The organism is Salinimicrobium catena (assembly GCF_900102915.1).
Classification (GTDB): Bacteria; Bacteroidota; Bacteroidia; order Flavobacteriales; family Flavobacteriaceae; genus Salinimicrobium; species Salinimicrobium catena.
Genome location: NZ_FNGG01000002.1, coordinates 694,308 through 712,945 on the forward strand (window position 1 = coordinate 694,308; position 18,638 = coordinate 712,945).

Below are 18,638 nucleotides of genomic sequence, written 5' to 3' on the forward strand. Positions count from 1 at the left end.
GTTAAAAGGTGTTCCTGTTTCTTTTCATTTTATAGAAGATCCCGCCAATGATCAGCAGAGCAAGAGCCCCGGTGCTGGCCAGCGCTATGCTGCTTCCGGTCTTCACCACCTGCGGTTCAAATTTGAAGGTCACTTCATGCTCCCCGGCAGGAACTACCATAGCCCGAAGCACGTAATTCGCCCTGAAGTGCGGCATTTCCTCTCCGTCAACATAAGCCTGCCACCCATGCGGGTAATAAATTTCAGAGAACAAAGCCAGTTGTTCATTTTCTGCGGAATAGCGGTATTTCAGTTCATTCGGTTGATAGGAAACCAATTCAATGTTCGCCAGCGAGTCGGTCGAAAATTCTGTTTTTGAAAGGTATTCCCTGAACTTGCTGTGGACCACCGCAGTCTTTTTGGTGTTCAATCCTTTAAGACCAAGGAGCTCTTCATTAGCATTCTGCACCAGCTTTACATTTTCCACGAACCAGGCATTGCCGTTAGTTTCAGGATTTTGCTGCGCTACAACTCCTTCTTCTGTAGGAATGATGAAATATTTCGTGTTCAGCATGTTGAGCACCTGCAGGTTGTTCTGTGAAAGGTAGAAATCATAAAGTTCCTGCATTCTTCCGGGCTTGGCGGCATGATATCCTCCCACAGAATTATGAAAATAAGAAGTCCTGGCGGTGTTGAAAGGATTCCCCGAAAGGTCAAAAACCCTGTAGTGTCCGTTATCTTTCATGATCTCCCTGTCTGCCGCGTTTGGCTGAAACGGAGTATTCACCACGCTGGATCTCACAAAATCATCGCTGTCCACATATCGTTTGTCTACCACCACCAGGTCGAAAAGGATCAATACCCCCAAGACGATGATGACCACATTCCTGCGGAATTTTCCCTGTAGGTACAGCCAAAGAGCTCCGGCCACCAATACCACCAGTATCAGGGATCGGATCGTATCAGAAGTAAAAACGGCTTTTCTGTCCTCTTTTAAAGCTCTTAGGAAATCCATTCCCAGTTGCTGTATGATGGCGCTGTCTGTATCGCTTGAGAAACTGAACAGTACCGATTTGAACAGCAGGAAGATCAGCGCCAGTCCTCCTACTATGATGCTCGCCCATTTTAAAGCGTGCATTTTCTTTTCTCTGCTTTCTTCGGAATAAAGGAATCGTGATAACCCTACAATGGCCAGGATAGGCACACAAAGTTCCAGGATCACCTGTATTGAAGAAACCGCCCTGAACTTGTTGTACAGAGGCACATAATCGATGAAGAATTCGGTAAGAAAACCGAAGTTCTTACCCCATGATAGCAGCAAAGCCAGGAGAGAACCTCCCACGATCCACCATTTAAGCCTTCCGCGGATAAGAAATAGCGCGAACACGAACAGGAAGATCACCGTGGCTCCAATATAGGCAGGCGCTCCAACAAAGGGCTGGTCTCCCCAATAGGTTGGGGCCGATTGCGCAAACTGACGGGCCTGCACTGGGGATGCTCCCATTTTCAGCAGCTCCTGGTAAATATTTGATTCAGTACCCACATCTTCAGCACTGGAACCACCCATGAACCGGGGAATAAAGAGATTGAAACTCTCCAGGATCCCGTAGCTGTATTCGGTGATATAATTATAATCCAAGCCTTCGGTCTTAACAGCAGCCCCTTCCGGAGTGATCGTAAGGCCGGTATCGCCTCGGGTACTAAAGTCGGCATATTGTTTTGTGGCCAGTAAATTCGTCGCGTTGGTCCCTATCGCCAGGATCACTGCCACCACCATAACACCGACAGCTTTAAAAAAGTGAGGTAATTCTTTCTTTTTAAAGGCGTCATAAAGATAGACCAGGCCTAAGACCAGTACCAGCAACAGCAGGTAAAAGGTCATCTGAAAGTGATTGGCACTGATCTCCAGCGCCATTCCCAACGCCAAAAGAATGAAACCGGTGATGTATTTCCTGTTAAAACAGAGCAAAATGCCTCCTAGCACCCACGGCATATAGGCAATGGCATGCGCCTTGGCGTTGTGTCCCACCCCCAGAATGATAATGAGATAGGTGGAAAAACCGAATGCCAGTGCACCCAAAAAGGCCAGTTTATAATCGATCTTCAGGACCAGTAAAAGAATGTACAGCCCAATGAAATACAGGAAAAGATAATCTGCGGGCCGTGGCAGGAAACGCAGGGCCCGGTCGAATTCTTTAATGTAGTTATGAGGATAATTGGCCCCTAACTGGTAGGTAGGCATGCCCCCAAAAGCGGCATCGGTCCAGTAGGGTTCCTCGCCGGTCTCGGCCCTGAACTCGTTCTGCTGTCTTGCCATCCCGATATATTGCGCGATATCACTTTGAAAGATCTCCTTTCCCTGAAGGACTGGATAAAAATAAGCCAGCGCAATAACTATAAAACCAAGAAATACAAAAAGATGAGGAAGGGATTTCTTCAGAAAACCGGTCATAAAATGTGGATTTTGGAGTGGAAATTAGTCAATTTCTTCATAATCGATGTATTCTCCTACATCTTTCTTTGACTTGCGGGTATTTTTCGGTTTTTTATCTATGCTTACTTCCCCCTCTTTTTTCTTTTCTGCGGAAGGATCAAAACCCTGGAATTGCTGCCCAAATTTCTTCCCTACCCTTCTCAGAATATATTTCAGAAGAAGGGGTCCAAACCACCGTATAATAAGTTTAAATCCGAAGTAGATCAACAGGATGATCAACACCACCCTGATCACTTCAGAAAACGAAGCCTCGTACATTTTTCAAGTTTTTGTAAAATTACTATTCTGCCCAAAGAAAACCAGCATGCCGCTTTAAAAAAAGATAAAATATCTATATTTGATTTCACCAATCCAACCTTTATGAAGATCCTGAAAACGTTATTCCTTTTTCTGTGCATCGGAATTCTTCCTGTACATGCCCAATATACCGAAACCATTAATTCCAACAGACCGGGAAGTTCACAGGGAGCCTTCGCGGTTGGCCCGGGGGTGCTGCAGTTTGAAACCGGCGGGAAGTATGGCGGACAGGAACATATTCTGCTGGACACCAAATCAGACCTCTGGGGGATCGATTACATGGTGCGGTACGGATTTTTACTTGAAGAACTGGAGGTAAATCTCATGGGCTCCTTTCTTAATACGAGTATAGATTATGAACGGGGAGCTTCTATAGAAACAAGGGAGATCAGGAACTTTGAATTTAACAGCATAGGACTGAAATACCTGGTGTACGATCCATACAAATATGCCAAGGAGAAAAAGCCAAACCTCTACAGTTGGAATGCCGCGCCCGAGTTCTACTGGTCAGATCTTATCCCGGCCGTGGCTGTATACGCCGGCGCTAATGTTTCATTCGGAGATAACCCTTACCTCTACGAAGGCGAAGGAAAGTTCTCCCCCCGCCTGGCCGTCATCACTCAAAACAACTGGGGTGCCTGGGTGCTCGTTCTAAACCTGATCGCAGATAAACTGGGGCAGGAATATCCTACTTATGCGGGGATCGCTACCCTCACCCACTCTTTCAACCAAAGGTTCGCGGTGTTTACCGAGTTCCAGGAGATCATCAGCGATGTTTACAGCGATGAAATAGTTCGGGCGGGACTGGCCTATCTTTTTCACCAGGACCTGCAGGCAGATCTTTCAGGTCTGTACAACTTCAAACACACTCCTTCCCGCTGGGAAGTGGCCCTGGGCCTCTCCTACCGCTTTGACTGGCACAAGCAGGACCAGTTCCTGGAAAGAGCTGAAGACCTGCAAAAATAACATCACAATTTTCGTAAATTAGTAGAAGCCGCTCTTGTAAAGAGGCGGGGGCATGAACATTAAACCATACCAACTATGCTGGATTTTACCGGTACCTATACAGATCAATACCAGCTCACCATGGGGCAGGTCTATTTTTTGAAAGGCCACACCCACCACACCGCAGTCTTTGATTATTTCTTCCGGAAGTTGCCTTTTGAAGGCGGTTATGCTGTCTTTGCCGGACTCGAGAATCTCCTGGAGATACTGAAGGATCTAAGGTTCGACGAAAAGGATATCCAATTTCTGAAGCAGCTTGGTTTAAACAAGGATTATATCGAATACCTGAAGGATTTCCGCTTTACCGGCACTGTTTACAGCATGCGTGAGGGGGAAGTCGTCTTTCCCACAGAACCTGTGGTTAGAATAGAGGCCAACATCATTGAAGCTCAGATCATAGAAACCCTGCTCCTGAACATCCTTAATTTCCAGACACTTATCGCTACCAAAGCCAGCAGGATGCGGCTGCAGGCAAAAGGAAAAATGCTGATCGATTTCGGACTAAGGCGTGCCCAGGGCGCGGGAGGGTATCACGCCAGCCGCGCAGCGGTGATAGGCGGTTTTGAAGCCACTAGCAATACCAGGGCGGGCCGAGATTTTGATCTCCCGGTTTCGGGTACCATGGCTCACTCATACATCCAGAGTTACGAAGACGAGTTAAGCGCTTTCAGGGATTTTGCTGAAGCTCATCCCGAAAATACCGTTTTACTCGTCGACACCTACAACACCTTAAAAAGCGGCATTCCCAATGCGATCAAGGTAGGGAAAGAAATGGAGCAAAAAGGCCAAAAGCTCAAAGGCATTCGGCTTGACAGCGGCGACCTCGCTTACCTATCAAGAAGATCAAGGGAAATGCTCGATGAAGCCGGATTGGATTATGTGAAGATCGCTGCTTCCAATCAGTTGGATGAGCACCTAATAAAAAGTTTACTGGACCAGGAGGCGCCTATCGATATCTTTGGAGTAGGCACCAGCCTGGTAACGGGACAGCCCGATGCCGCTCTTGACGGAGTGTACAAACTGGCATTTTTCAAGGAGGAACCAAGGATCAAACTTTCGGAAACCATTTCAAAGATCACCCTGCCTCATAAAAAGCAGGTTTTTCGGGTGCTGGACAAACATGGAAATTTCGCAGGCTCAGACGTAGTTGCTCTTTCTGAGGAAGAAAATCCGCAGATGATGTTCCACCCTTCAGACCCTTTAAAACATCTTTCTGTTGGCGGACATCAAAAAGAACCACTGCTTCAAAAAGTGATGGAAAACGGAAAGATCCTTAACGATTCAAGGTCTCTTAAAGAGATAGAGGCCTTCAGCAGGGAACGACTGGATAAGCTGCCAAAAGAATATAAACGTTTCTTTAATCCGCATATTTACAAGGTGGGGCTCAGCGAAGACCTTAAACGGGAAAGAGACCGGTTAATAGATGAACATAAAGTAAAATAGACGCGTTATGAAAACACTGATCATAGTAGATGCCCAGAATGATTTTATGCCGGGAGGCGCTCTTGAAGTGCGTGAAGGCGACCGTATTGTACCGGTGATCAACAAGATCATACCAAAGTTTGAACTGGTACTGGCCACCCAGGACTGGCATCCGGCCGAACATAAAAGTTTTGCCATAAATCATCCGAACCGGAAGGAATACGAGATCATTGATCTTAACGGAATAGAACAGAAATTATGGCCGCCCCATTGTATCCAGGGAACTCCGGGAGCTGACTTCCATCCAGACCTGCAACTCAATTCTGTTGAAGCTATTTTTAGAAGCGCGATGGATGTGGAGGTAGACAGTTATAGCGGATTTTATGATAATGCGCATTTGAAAAGTACGGGACTTGCAGGCTTCCTCCGTGAAAAAGGAGCAGATGATCTCTACTTCTGTGGCCTGGCCGCCGATATTTGTGTTTATTACACCATAAAAGATGCGCTTGCAGAAGGATTTAAAGCCACCCTCATTGAAGATGCTACCGTACCGCTGATCCAGGAAGATTACGAGAAGGTGCGTAAAGATATACTCGCCAGGGGAGGAAAAATAATAACTTCAGAAGAGCTGTAGGTTTTCGGAAAGATTCATCTGCGATGCCACCTGCGGGTGAACCACCAAACAGCAGCTTGTAGCAGTGCAGTAAGAACAAAGGAAACCACCAGGTTCTGCAGGGTCACCACCACCCCCAGGGTATAACTATCTTCAAATGGAGATGGAAGGTCATAAGCATTGACCAGGCTCTGGTGAAAATACCCGAAGACAGAACAACTTACCAGCAAAAATCCGTAGGTGAAATAGAAGAAAAAGTTCCTTTTTTCAGACCATTTATAGTAGATGGAAACTACTGAAAGAAGCACCCAGCTTATCCAGATGCTTACCTGGTAATTCAATACACTGTTCCGCGCTTGTTGTACATCCTGCAAATCCAAAGCATTTCCGGCTTTGAACAACATGTAGACCGGATACAACAGCACTAAAATGACCAGGGTTCGTAAAATGGCCTTTTTACTCATAATACTAAGTTACTAAAAAGCAGCTGGAACCATAAAAAAAGACCCTGCTTCCAAAAGAAGCAGGGTCTTACAATCTATGTTTTTCAAATTTACTTGGCGATGTTCACCGCACGGGTTTCCCTTATCACGGTAACCTTTACCTGCCCGGGATAGGTCATATCTGTCTGGATCTTTTGAGAGATCTCAAAGGACAGGTTAGAAGCCTTGTCATCGCTTACTTTTTCACTTTCCACGATCACACGCAACTCTCTACCCGCCTGGATAGCGTAAGCTTTCTTCACTCCGTTAAAGCCGAAGGCGATATCTTCAAGATCCTTTAAGCGCTGAATGTAAGAATCCAGCACCTGGCGTCTTGCCCCTGGTCTTGCCCCGCTTATCGCGTCACAAACCTGCACAATAGGAGACAACAGGGAGTTCATTTCTATCTCATCGTGGTGAGCTCCAATCGCGTTACACACATCGGGTTTCTCACCATATTTTTCGGCCCACTGCATACCAAGGATAGCGTGAGGCACTTCGGTTTCAGAATCAGGCACTTTCCCGATATCGTGAAGCAGTCCGGCACGTTTTGCCAGTTTTGGGTTCAATCCCAGTTCAGCTGCCATCACGCCACACAATTTGGCCACTTCGCGCGAGTGCTGCAACAGGTTTTGTCCGTAAGAAGAACGGTATTTCATTCTACCCACTATCCTGATCAATTCAGGGTGCAGGCCGTGAATACCAAGATCAATAACTGTTCTCTTTCCTACTTCAATGATCTCTTCCTCGATCTGCTTGGTGGTCTTTTTCACCACTTCCTCGATCCTTGCCGGGTGTATTCTTCCGTCGGTAACCAGCTTGTGAAGTGACAACCTTGCCACCTCTCTTCTTACTGAATCAAAACAAGAAAGAATAATGGCCTCGGGAGTATCATCTACGATGATCTCTACCCCGGTCGCAGCTTCGATCGCCCGGATGTTACGACCTTCCCTACCAATGATACGTCCTTTAACGTCATCGCTTTCAAGGTTGAAGACAGACACACAGTTGTCAATGGCCTCTTCTGTTCCTATTCTCTGGATGGTGTTGATAATGATCTTTTTGGCCTCCTGTTGTGCGGTAAGCTTGGCTTCTTCGATGGTATCCTGTACCAGCGCCATGGCATCGGCTTTTGCGGTGTCTTTCAAGGATTCTACCAGTTGAGCCTTGGCTTCTTCGGCTGAAAGTCCGGAGATCACCTCTAACTGCTGCACCTGGTTGTTGTGCATTTTGTCTACCTCTTCCTGTTTCTTTTCAAGGACCTCGTTGCGGTGATCATAGTCGGCGATCTTGCTTTCAAGCTCCTTGTTCAGGTTCTTGTTCTTAGCCAGTTCGCTGGATACCTGTGATTCTTTATCCCTGACCCTTTTTTCGGCATCAGCGATCTTCTTATCGCGTGCCAGGATCACCTTTTCATGCTCAGACTTAAGCTCTATAAACTTTTCTTTTGCCTGCAGGATCTTATCCTTTTTGATCCCTTCGGCCTCCTGTTTGGCTTCCTTAAGGATACCTGCAGCAGATTTCTTCGCTCTTTGAACGATCTTGGAAGCATTCTTCCTTTCCAGGAATTTTGCGATCCCATAGCCTATTGCCAGGCCTATGATCACAGATAAAATAATCGATATAGTCAGTGTTTCCATTAGATAGTTTTATGTAAAAAAAAAGCCTGTATTAGTAGTGGTTTTGTATAAACTCTTTAAAATCACGTTTAGGGCTAACAAGCTGATCAAGAATCCGTTCAAAGACGGCCCGCTTTTACAACTTAAACTCACCCTTTTTAAAGAATTGGTGTTGAGTTTATCAAAAAAAATAACTAATACAGGCAGTAACCTTTATTTCTTTTCAAATCAAAGAACAGCTAACCTAAATGCTTCTCAAGCAGGTCATTCAGAGCTTTCAATTTATCCTCAGCCAAATGTATCTCGCTGTCATTATCAATTGTTTTCTGCTCGGTCTGGGCTGCAAATTGTAGGGCACACATGGCCAGTACATCCTGCTTATCCCTAACGGCATAACTCTGTTCAAATTGCTTAATCATAGCTTCTATTTTCTTGGCAGCCTTGCGGAGACCTTCCTCCTGCTGCGGCTGAATGCTTAGGGGATAGACCCTGTCTGCAATAGAAAGCTTTATTTTAAGCTGATTTGACATTTATTGTTCTATTCAGAAAGTTGAACAATACATTGATCAATCTCCCTAATCAAGCCATTGATTTTTAGCTTGGTTTCCTTTTTATAATCATTACTGCCAAGCAACGCATTAGCAGCTTTTAGAGTTTGTACCCGATTTTCAGAAGCCTGAAGGTCATTTTGTAATTGCTCTTTTTCCGCCCTCAGTTTCATCAGCTCTTCCTGCAAATCTTCTTGCTTCTGCTCCAGTTTCTTGTGGTTCTGAAGCAACTTTGCAATCCTATTTTCAAGAACGCCAACTATTTCTGTTAAATCACTCATTAAAGCTATTCCTGCTGCTTACCAATACAAAGTTAACATACCATCCGAAATATCCCAATATTTTGAAGTCTATTTTCCGGGCCGCATTAAAATAATTTTAACACCCTCAGAAATAACGGTTTAATTTTTGAAATGGGTTTTCTATCTTTAACCCGCTATAAAAAAGTAAAATTTTCCATCTTTCTATGAGATCCGTCTTTACCGCTGTTTTTCTTGTTTTTTCATTTGTCTCAACCGCCCAGTATAATCTTCCCGAAGATTATTTTGATGACCCGTTGCAGGTACCCCTGGCTCTTGCGGGAACTTTTGGCGAGTTACGTTCCAATCACTTTCACAGCGGGCTTGACCTTAAGACCCAGCAAAGGGAAGGTTTACCCATACATTCTTCTGCGGAAGGCTTTATAAGCCGCATTAATATTTCTCATTACGGCTACGGAAAAGCCCTGTACGTGCAACACCCAAATGGTTTTACAACTGTTTACGCGCACCTGAAGAATTTTTCTCCAAGAATAGAAAAGTACATCAAAGACCTACAGTATAAAAAGGAAAGTTACGAGATCGAAGTTTTTCCTTCGGCCGAAGAACTGCCGGTGGAACGTGGAGAGTTGATCGCCAGCAGCGGTAATACGGGGGGCAGCGGCGGCCCGCACCTGCACTTCGAGATCCGCGATGAGCAGCAGCGGCCTATGAATCCGCTCATGTTCGGAATTGAGATCAAGGATACCCGCGCCCCTTTAGTTGACGGGTTCTACGTTTACCCGCAGGGAGAAGACGCGCACGTCAACGGTTCCGCAAAAAGACAGAAACTAAGACTCATTCCGCAAAATGACGGCTCCTATAAGACCGAGGAGATCAATGCCTGCGGCGATATTGGCTTTGGGGTTTCCACCATAGACCAGCAGGATGCCGCCTATAACCGTAATGGGGTCTTCAGAATAGAAGCCAGCGCTAATGGGGACAAGATCTTCCAGGCGAATTTTGAAAAGTTCTCCTTTGCCGAAACCCGGCATCTTAACCAACTTATCGACTACGGCTATTATACCGAAAACAATCGCCGCATCCAGAAGCTTTTTATAGAACCTTCAAATCCTTTGAGCATCTACGGCCCGGTAAAAAATGAAGGATACCTTCATGTAAAGGACAGCCTTTCTTATGACTATGTAGTAAGGATCACTGACTTTTCAGGGAATGAGCGCATTGTGAGGGTACCTATAGAAGGAAAGTTTGCTGAAAATATTACCCCAAAAGAGGACAAATCCACACAATACTTTGTACCCGCCAATGAGCCTACTCTTTTTGAGGATAAAGGTATAGATGTTTACATTCCAAAGAACAGCCTGTATAAAGACACTCACCTTGACGTCACTTTTGAAGATGAAAAAATTAAACTTCATGAAGATATTATTCCCATTCACAGCAGTATCACCATTGGTTTTGATGTGAGCAAATATAAGCCCGAAGACCGCGAGCAGCTATTCATTGCCGAGCTGAACAAGTGGGGAAAACCGAATTACTCCACCACTTATAAAGATGGAGACAGATTCACTACCAAAACCCGGACTTTTGGCACCTATACTTTAGCCAGCGACCTAAAAGCACCTACGGTTACACCTGTGAATTTCAGGGACGGGCAATGGATCTCCAATAATAAGGATCTAAAAGTGAAGATCTCTGATGACCTTTCAGGGATAAAGAGCTATCGCGCAACAGTGAACGGAAAGTTCATCCTGATGGAATACGAATACAAGCAAAACCTCCTCACACATGATTTCTCTGACGGAGTGGTAAATGAGACCGAAAACCATCTGAAAATTGAAGTAGTTGATAATGTAGGAAATACCACTATATTTGAGAGTACCTTTTTCAGAAAATAACCTCGGTTGAAAGCACCTCATTTATTCCTTTTTTGCGCCTTTCTCATTTGGAACAGTTCATTTTCCCAGGAAGCCGTGGTGAAGGGAATCATCCTGAATGAGGAGCAACACCCGGTTTCTTCCGCGAACATCAATGTTTCTGATGGTCGCGGTACCCAAACAAATTCCAGCGGGTTTTTTGAGGTGATCATTCCCGCTAACAAAGAAGTGGAGATCAGGATCTCCCATATAAACTACCGCAACTTTATTTTCAGGATCAGACTGGCCGAAGGCGAAACTTACGAGATCAATCCTGTACTTAAAACTTCCGTAGAACAGATCTCTGAAGTGACGCTTTCAACCCAAAAACAGGAACAGCTGCAGGGTTTAACGGTCATTGACCCGGAAGTGATTAGGAAGATTCCCGGCGCCAATGCGGGAGTAGAAAACCTGCTCAAGACCCTGCCAGGTGTCAATTCCAATAACGAGCTCAGCACCCAGTATTCGGTGCGGGGTGGGAGTTATGACGAAAACCTCGTCTATGTCAACGGTATCCAGGTTTACAGGCCATTCCTAATACGATCTGGTCAGCAGGAAGGATTAAGCTTTGTGAATCAGGACCTGGTGCGAAAAGTCTATTTTTCGGCAGGCGGATTTCAGGCAAAGTACGGCGATAAACTCTCTTCGGTGCTTGACATCACCTACAGAAGACCTGTAGGATTTGCCGCGTCCTTTGATGCCAGCCTTTTAGGCGGAAGCATCAGCCTGGAAGGAACTTCTGCAGACAAAAAATTCACCGCTCTTGGAGGAATAAGATACAGAGACAACAGCCTTTTTGTAGAAGCAAAACAAACCGAAACCAATTTTCACCCGATTTTCGCCGATGCCCAGGCGAACCTTACGTACAAGTTTTCAGACAAGCTGGAAGTGAGCTTCCTTGGAAATATTTCGCTGAACGATTACGATTACGAACCCACCACAAGACAGACCAATTTTGGCACTTTGCAGGACCCAAAGGCGCTGATCATCTATTACAACGGCCAGGAAGAGGACTCTTACCGCACCTGGTTTGGAGCTTTTAAAACCTCTTACCTGGTAAACCCTAATTTCACTACACATTTTACCCTTTCCACGTACAACACCCGTGAACAGGAATATTTTGATATAGTGGCAGCCTATAGGATGGGTGAGGTAAATACAGACATTGGCGGGAATGACTTCGGAAAAGTGGAATACTCTGAAGGGATCGGCGGACAGCTCTCCCATGCCCGCAACAAACTGGACGCCTTTTTCGTTAACGCCGAACATACCGGAAACCTGCGACTGGACGCCCACCAGATAGATTACGGGATCACCTACACCCACGAGGACATCCGGGACAGAATAAGGGAGTATGAGATCGTGGATTCTGCCGGATTCTCATTAAGACCTCCCCTGCCCGATTTTAAAAATAATGAACCTTACGAACCTTTTGAAGCTCCGCTAGCACCATTCACCTCCATCAGGTCATTCAATGAAACCCAGATCAACAGGATAAAAGCTTTTGTGCAGTGGAGCAAACGCAGTAACTGGGGCGCACATGAAGTGTGGTATAATCTTGGTGTGCGAAGCCATTTTTGGGATCTTTCGGCTAAAGATGTTTCAGGATCAAATCAAATCGTAATTAGTCCCCGCGGCCAGTTTGCCATCAAACCCGACTGGAATAAGGACATGATCTTCAGGTTAGCAGGAGGTGTCTACCATCAGCCGCCCTTTTATCGCGAACTCCGCGATCACAGTGGACAACTCAATCCGGAAGTTGAGGCGCAGCGTGCAATTCACCTCGTAATAGGTCATGATTACAGTTTCAAACTACTTTCAAGGCCATTTACCCTTACTTCGGAAGCCTACCTGAAAGAGATGGACAATGTCAACCCCTACACCCTTGAAAATGTGAGAATTCGTTATGCTGCCGAAAATAACGCCGAAGCCTTCGCTTATGGACTGGATCTTCGGCTTAACGGAGAATTCGTACCGGGCACAGAAAGCTGGCTGAGCTTTGGATATTTAAAAACAGAAGAAAATATTGACAACCGCGGCTATATTGCCCGCCCTACAGACCAGCGTCTCAAGTTCGGCCTGCTTTTTCAGGATTACGTGCCCAAATTTCCAGATCTGAAGATGTATCTCAACCTGGTCTATAACACAGGATTACCGGGAGGCTCCCCCGCTTACGCCGATCCCTACCTCTATCAGACCCGCCTGCCCGATTATAGAAGAGCAGATCTCGGCCTTTCTTACCTGTTGAAAAGTGAATATTCCGAAGAAAATTCTGAACGATTAAAAGCTTTTAAAGAGATATCTGTAGGCTTTGAGATCTTCAACATTTTCGACACCCAAAACTCCATTACCAATACCTTTGTGAGGGACGTTTACACAAAGACGCAGTATGCTGTACCTAATTACCTCAGTCCACGAGTATACAACCTAAAGATCGGGGTCAGGTTATGATCTAAAAAAGCTTCAGAAATATTAATTGGGCATTATCCTTCGATGAAATCCTTCAGCACCTTCACCACGTAATCTACCTCTTCTTTAGTGTTGTACATGGAAAAAGAGAAACGTAAAGAAGGTTTTTTCAGGTCTTCTTCAGAAAGAAAAGCGTTTAGAACATGAGAACCTTTGTCGCTTCCGCTTTGACAGGCGCTGCCTTTTGAACATGCAATGCCATTTAGGTCCAGCTGGAATAACAACATAAGGGCTTTTTCCTGGGAAACAGGCAGGCAAACATTGATCAGGGTATAAGTGCTGTGCTCAAAATCATCACACTCGCCATTGAATTTCACTCCGGGAATTTCCTTTTGAAGCTGATCGATGAAATATTTTTTCAGGTTACTGATATACTCCCGCTCCTCATCAAGATGTTCATAGGCCAGTTTCAGGGACATTTCGAGCCCCACAATATTGTGGACAGATTCTGTTCCTGCACGAAAACCTCTTTCCTGCTCTCCTCCAAAGATCAAAGGCTGCAGTCCACTGTTCTTCCTTATGTAGGCAAAACCAACCCCTTTAGGGCCATGGAACTTATGGGCGCTGACCGCGGTAAAATCTACCGGAATCTCAGAAAGATCCAGCTCATAATGCCCTACGGATTGAACGGTATCTGAATGAAAAAGCGCGTTGTGACTCCTGCACATCTCGCCTACTTTTTTGATATCAAGAAGATTCCCCACTTCATTGTTGACATGCATCAGGCTTACCAGTGTTTTTTCATCTGAAGATGATAAAAGTTCCTCCAAATTCTCCAAATCTACCCTTCCGCAGTCATCCAGCTTCACATATTCGATCTCTGCATTATGCACTTCGTGAAGTTTGTTCAGGGTGTACAGAACGGCGTGATGTTCAATTTTGGAAGTGATTATCCTTTTCACCCCAAGGTCCCTCACGGCACTGTTGAGAATAAGATTATCGGCCTCTGTCCCGCCACTGGTAAAAATGATCTCAGAAGCAGCGACATATAATATTTTCGCGACCGTTTTACGGGCCTGCTCAATAAGGGTCTTGGCCGAACGGCCATAGGCATGAGTTGAAGAAGGGTTTCCATATACCGTTTTCATGACCTCGGCCATGCGGTTCACCACTTCCTCCCGCATTTGGGTAGTTGCGGCATTATCAAAGTAGACTTGTTTCATGGAAAGCAAAAATAAGGGTTTTGAAATAAATTCTGGGAAGACTCTGTTTAAATTATATATTACTTTTAATTTTGCTGAAAACCCGGAATAATGAAAAGATCCTTTTACCTGTTTTTGACCACTTTGCTGTTTGTTTCCTGTGATGACGGGGATCTTATCGTGACCGACTTTAATTTTGAGAACAAACAACTTCAATGGTGCGGCGATACTGAAGACCAGGTGCTTTTCAACATCAACAATGACCAGGTGCACGAAGCCATCGCCTTCAGATTTAGCCTTGAAACCCCTACTCCCCAATTCTTTTCTACGGAAACCGGGGAAATGACCATACCTTTGAATTCTGAAAACCAGGTGGTCTACAGGGTCTTTAACGGGGAAGTAGATGACTCTTATTTTTGCAACGCGATCCCTCCTGTTTCCCCGGGAGTGACCGAAGAATACCGCAGCACCAGCGGCGGGGAGATGATCATTACCACTACCCTGCAAAACGCTACAGATCATGACGGCGACGGGGTGCCTTCAGAAACAGAAGGCATGGCCTCAGAACGGGATACTGACCAGGATGGGATTCCCGATTACCTGGATATAGATGATGACCAGGACAACATTCTTACCCGGGTAGAAATAGCCGTGGAAGCCGATAATATGGTAGGCAGTTTCCCCGATTCAGATAATGACGGCACTCCGAACCACCTGGATGCCGACGATGACGATGACGGGGTACCAACGAGAAATGAGGATTGGAACATGAACAACAACCCTGCAGATGATCGTGATGACGCAGGGCTGCCATATTATCTGAATCCTGAGATCGTGGATTCTTTTGATGTGACCACGGTTCGCGAGAACGTGATCTCGCAAAGCTTCAGGTATCTTTTCACTGCGGAAAATCTCACTCTGCTCAAACAGGGTGGAGATGGAGAACAAATAAGACTTGAAGATTTTGAACTGGGTTACTATGATTCTCCTGTAGAGCAGATCACCATTGATCCTTCTGAAGAAGAGGAGCAACCAGCAGAAGGTCAGTAATTCTGAAAAATATAGACTTCGGTCGCACCCAGGCCGTATTTCTGGTAATCGGCATCATAATATTTCAGGTTCTCGTACCTGTTGAAAAGGGTTTCCAGTTCGGCTCTTAGGACGCCTTCGCCAACTCCGTGAATAAAAACCACTTTCTGAATACGCTTTTTCATGGCAAACTCCAGCTGACGTTTAGCTGTTTCCACCTGCAGTGTTAGGATCTCAAAATTATTCATGCCGCCGCTCTTTGGAACCAGCTTATGGATGTGCAGATCCACTTCCATTGGTGGCAGATTGCGTTCTTTGGGTTTGACCCTTGCCGACCTCTTTTTCTTAAAAGATTCTTTTTGTTTAATGACTTCGGAAAGATCTTCAACGCCAACATCGGGAAAGTCCCCGTCGGTTTTAATAAGGTCCTTTTCAGGAAAACTCAGCACAAAACCTTCCTTGGTCCTTATCTCCACCTCTCCTCCATCCACAGAAAGCACTTTGCCCTCAAGGTCTTCGTCAAGCACTTCTACTTTATCCCCGGGTTTCAGCATTACCTAAATATTTTCATCAGATTCGTTCTCCTGCTTATGGTCATCTTTGGTATATACCCAGTGATTTGTCGCGCGATAAAGGCCAAACATCAGCAGGATGATTCCCACAATTAGAATGTATACATTTTTCTCATCTCCAGAGATCTCGAACAGCAGCATGGCACCCCCTAAAATGATGAAAAAAGTGTTGAGCACCTGAGAATTTATTTTTTTCATAATTATTTGTTTATCAGTGTTCTGTGAATTGAAAACTATAGTATCTTCATTTAAAATTACAGACCCGGGACAAATTTCGGCAAAATGAGAAGATTTTTACCTTTAACGGCGGTTTTATTTATTAGCCACCTGTGCACCGCCCAATTTTTTGTTGGGCCTTCTGCCAAAAAAGAAGATCACTTCGTATATGTGAAGAACGCCGTACTCTTCGTTGCAGATAACATTCACCTGAACAAGAATCACAGCAGCGAAACCGAGGCCAGTCTATACCTTCGGAAAGAAGGGCAATTGATCCAGGGTAAAGAGCAGAAGACACCGAACACCGGGAACGGCGAACTTTCTGTATTTCAGACCGGTACTGCCGGGGCTTACGATTACGATTACTGGGCAGCGCCTGTGGGAAACAGCGCCGACAAGAACGGGCTTTTTGGAATTGGCATGTTCCATCAGCCCCAAACGCTGACCTTCAGCAAACAGGCTTCACATACCTCCGGCCTTAACGGCAGCTCTAATCCGCTCAACATTTCCAATCGGTGGATCTACACCTTCTCTGGGATAAATTATTACGGCTGGCACTTTGTTGGGGAGGAAACGACGATAAAACCCGGCTACGGCTTCAGCATGAAAGGCGTGCAGGGCAGTGACGCAACTATGGTGGACGACCTGCCGAATAACCCCGGAAATGCGCAGAGGTATGATCTCAGAGGCAGGCCAAACTCAGGAAATATTGAGGTACCAATTGCTGCTGAAGAGATCGTCTTGGTAGGGAATCCATACCCTTCGGGAATGGACCTGAGCCTCTTCCTACTGGAGAATTCAGGTTCCGGGAGCCTGAATACCTCCTGCCACGGAGTGATAGAAAGAAAGAATGCCACGACGGGCATCGCTTATTTCTGGGATTCACAAGAGAACGGCAGTTCGCATTATCTTGAGGATTATATCGGTGGTTACGGCACTTTTAGTCCGGTAGCTCCCTGCACCTCCGGGATATATGAACCTCCCATTTTCAAATCTTATGGAAGTGTGGAAAATTCCACCAATGAAAAAGGAAAGAATTACGACCGTAGGTTCCTTCCGGTGGGCCAGGGTTTCATGGTAATAGGCGCCGGTGATGAAAATGTCGTATTTAAAAATGCTCATAGGGTATTTTCTCCTACTGCGAATTCAGCAACCAACAAGTCAACTAATAGACAACAAAGTGCAAAGATCGAAGTTCCGCAAGTAAAACTCCAGGTAGAGATCAACGGGGAATATGTACGCGGATTAACCCTTGGGTTTTGGAACGATGCCTCTGCCGGAACAGATCCCGGAATGGATGCCGCGGCCTATGATCTGGCTCCTGCCGATGTGGGCTGGCTGCAGGGGGAAGAAAGCTATGTCATAGACGTGAGGCCTTTTGATCCTGAAGAGGAGATCCCCTTTTTCCTGAAGGTTGACCATGAGAATGCCACATTAAAGTTTTCTGCTGCCCGCACAAAAGACCTTCAAAACAAAAATCTTTATATATTAGATAGCCAAAGCAATACGTACCACTCCATTTTGGAGGATACATATGAAGTAGAACTCCCAACGGGAAATCATAACAACAGGTTCATGCTTGCCTTTAGAGCTAAAATAGCGAATGCCGAATCACCGGTAGAACTTCTTCTCAATGAAGAAGAGGAAACCGTTTTCTCCATTTTTCAGAACAACCGGCTCGGAGAACTTGAGATCATCAGTGACTCTTTCTCCCCGGTTAGGTCGGTTGCGCTCTATGATCTTCAGGGAAAAAGGATCTTTTTCAGGACCAGTTTTGGCAACAGGCGTTCCATAAGCATCTCCACCCAGCATATGGCAAATGCTTTGTATATTGTGGAGGTAACCGATATGAGGAACGTCCGAAAAACGAAAAAGATCGCAGTGATCAACCCAAGATAGCCTATGGAGGAATTTTTACTTCCCTGCCTCAACAAACAATTATTCGGCTTTGACTGCCTTGGCTGCGGGGCCCAGCGTGCACTGGTGCTGGTCTTTCAGGGAGATTTTTTTTCCGCTTTCAAAATGTACCCTGCAATTTATACCATCCTGCTTCTGCTGGCTTTCCTCGTTGTAAACCTATTTATAAAGTTTAAGAAAGACTGGTATGTAAAAGCAGGTCTTATAATTTTAAATGCCATCATAATTGTAGGTGCCTACGCCTACAAAGTCAGCTTTTTATTTAACTAACCAAAACCAAAATTATGGAAAGACAAGTTTTACCGAATTCTACATTGATCCTGGTCTTTGGGATCCTTTCGATACTTACCTGCTGCTGTTACGGCATCATTGGGTTGATCTTCGGGATCATTGCTTTGATCATGGCGAAAAAGGCCAAACAGATCTATATGGCAGAACCCGAACTCTATAAAGGATATAACAATGTAAAAAGCGGAAAGATCCTCGCCATTATCGGGATCGTTCTTTCGGCCATCTATCTCATAGGAACTATTATTGCCTTTGCTTACTACGGAATTGAAGGCCTTCAGGAAATGCAGGAGGAGATGATGAGAGAGTATGGCGGCGGCGGTGCTGACTTCTAAAAACTAAAAAGGGCTGTCAATGACAGCCCTTTATTTTT

18 protein-coding genes and 1 other RNA gene are annotated in these 18,638 nt (G+C 45.3%); 9 read left to right on the forward strand and 10 right to left on the reverse strand.

Annotated features, from left to right (window positions below; genetic code table 11):
• Position 1: 1 nt before the first annotated feature.
• Both BLS64_RS07645 and BLS64_RS07650 read right to left on the reverse strand, forming a co-directional pair.
• A complete protein-coding gene (locus tag BLS64_RS07645; RefSeq protein WP_093112898.1) occupies positions 2–2,431 on the reverse strand; it encodes a YfhO family protein in 2,430 nt (809 codons plus the stop codon).
• A gap of 24 nt (positions 2,432–2,455) precedes the next feature.
• A complete protein-coding gene (locus BLS64_RS07650; protein ID WP_093112899.1) occupies positions 2,456–2,731 on the reverse strand; it encodes a DUF4834 domain-containing protein in 276 nt (91 codons plus the stop codon).
• Between the two features lie 102 nt (positions 2,732–2,833).
• Between BLS64_RS07650 and BLS64_RS07655 the strand changes: the two genes are divergently transcribed.
• From BLS64_RS07655 to pncA, 3 genes are all read left to right on the forward strand, one after another.
• Positions 2,834–3,736: a transporter gene (locus BLS64_RS07655; protein WP_093112900.1), complete on the forward strand. Its 903-nt coding sequence runs from the start codon at positions 2,834–2,836 to the stop codon at positions 3,734–3,736.
• Between the two features lie 75 nt (positions 3,737–3,811).
• Positions 3,812–5,218: a nicotinate phosphoribosyltransferase gene (locus BLS64_RS07660; protein ID WP_093112901.1), complete on the forward strand. Its 1,407-nt coding sequence runs from the start codon at positions 3,812–3,814 to the stop codon at positions 5,216–5,218.
• 7 nt (positions 5,219–5,225) lie between these two features.
• Positions 5,226–5,831, forward strand: coding sequence for a bifunctional nicotinamidase/pyrazinamidase (gene pncA, locus BLS64_RS07665; protein WP_093112902.1), 606 nt, complete (start codon positions 5,226–5,228; stop codon positions 5,829–5,831).
• A gap of 14 nt (positions 5,832–5,845) precedes the next feature.
• On the opposite strand, the gene BLS64_RS07670 is transcribed toward pncA, so the two are convergent.
• The 5 genes from BLS64_RS07670 to BLS64_RS07690 form a co-directional block, all read right to left on the reverse strand.
• Entirely contained in the window at positions 5,846–6,274 is a 429-nt protein-coding gene (locus BLS64_RS07670) for a hypothetical protein (protein WP_093112903.1), read from the reverse strand.
• An 89-nt stretch (positions 6,275–6,363) separates the two neighbouring features.
• Positions 6,364–7,932 (reverse strand): ribonuclease Y, encoded by a 1,569-nt coding sequence (gene rny, locus BLS64_RS07675; RefSeq protein WP_093112904.1) that lies wholly within the window; start codon positions 7,930–7,932, stop codon positions 6,364–6,366.
• Positions 7,933–7,981: 49 nt separating this feature from the next.
• Positions 7,982–8,089: non-coding RNA, 6S RNA (gene ssrS, locus BLS64_RS07680), on the reverse strand.
• Between the two features lie 61 nt (positions 8,090–8,150).
• Entirely contained in the window at positions 8,151–8,441 is a 291-nt protein-coding gene (locus BLS64_RS07685) for a cell division protein ZapA (protein ID WP_093112905.1), read from the reverse strand.
• An 8-nt stretch (positions 8,442–8,449) separates the two neighbouring features.
• Positions 8,450–8,740, reverse strand: coding sequence for a hypothetical protein (locus BLS64_RS07690; RefSeq protein ID WP_093112906.1), 291 nt, complete (start codon positions 8,738–8,740; stop codon positions 8,450–8,452).
• A gap of 185 nt (positions 8,741–8,925) precedes the next feature.
• Between BLS64_RS07690 and BLS64_RS07695 the strand changes: the two genes are divergently transcribed.
• Entirely contained in the window at positions 8,926–10,614 is a 1,689-nt protein-coding gene (locus BLS64_RS07695) for a M23 family metallopeptidase (protein WP_093112907.1), read from the forward strand.
• Between the two features lie 6 nt (positions 10,615–10,620).
• The gene (locus BLS64_RS07700) at positions 10,621–13,083 is read left to right on the forward strand and encodes a TonB-dependent receptor (RefSeq protein ID WP_093112908.1); all 2,463 of its coding nucleotides are present in this window, start codon (positions 10,621–10,623) and stop codon (positions 13,081–13,083) included.
• Positions 13,084–13,115: 32 nt separating this feature from the next.
• On the opposite strand, the gene BLS64_RS07705 is transcribed toward BLS64_RS07700, so the two are convergent.
• On the reverse strand, positions 13,116–14,264 hold the full coding sequence (locus tag BLS64_RS07705; protein WP_093112909.1) for a cysteine desulfurase family protein: 1,149 nt from the start codon (positions 14,262–14,264) through the stop codon (positions 13,116–13,118).
• A 90-nt stretch (positions 14,265–14,354) separates the two neighbouring features.
• Here BLS64_RS07705 and BLS64_RS07710 point away from each other — a divergent pair, with 90 nt between their 5' ends.
• Positions 14,355–15,293 (forward strand): hypothetical protein, encoded by a 939-nt coding sequence (locus BLS64_RS07710; protein WP_093112910.1) that lies wholly within the window; start codon positions 14,355–14,357, stop codon positions 15,291–15,293.
• Here the strand turns inward: BLS64_RS07710 and BLS64_RS07715 are convergent.
• Positions 15,287–15,826 (reverse strand): Smr/MutS family protein, encoded by a 540-nt coding sequence (locus tag BLS64_RS07715; RefSeq protein ID WP_093112911.1) that lies wholly within the window; start codon positions 15,824–15,826, stop codon positions 15,287–15,289. The genes BLS64_RS07710 and BLS64_RS07715 overlap by 7 nt on opposite strands.
• A gap of 3 nt (positions 15,827–15,829) precedes the next feature.
• Positions 15,830–16,042, reverse strand: a complete 213-nt coding sequence (locus tag BLS64_RS07720) for a hypothetical protein (protein ID WP_093112912.1) — start codon at positions 16,040–16,042, stop codon at positions 15,830–15,832.
• Positions 16,043–16,126: 84 nt separating this feature from the next.
• Here BLS64_RS07720 and BLS64_RS07725 point away from each other — a divergent pair, with 84 nt between their 5' ends.
• From BLS64_RS07725 to BLS64_RS07735, 3 genes are read left to right on the forward strand one after another with little or no spacing between them, the layout of a single operon-like run.
• Positions 16,127–17,959, forward strand: coding sequence for a T9SS type A sorting domain-containing protein (locus BLS64_RS07725; RefSeq protein WP_093112913.1), 1,833 nt, complete (start codon positions 16,127–16,129; stop codon positions 17,957–17,959).
• A 3-nt stretch (positions 17,960–17,962) separates the two neighbouring features.
• Positions 17,963–18,247: a DUF2752 domain-containing protein gene (locus tag BLS64_RS07730; RefSeq protein ID WP_093112914.1), complete on the forward strand. Its 285-nt coding sequence runs from the start codon at positions 17,963–17,965 to the stop codon at positions 18,245–18,247.
• Positions 18,248–18,261: 14 nt separating this feature from the next.
• A complete protein-coding gene (locus BLS64_RS07735; RefSeq protein WP_093112915.1) occupies positions 18,262–18,600 on the forward strand; it encodes a CCC motif membrane protein in 339 nt (112 codons plus the stop codon).
• Positions 18,601–18,638: the final 38 nt, after the last annotated feature.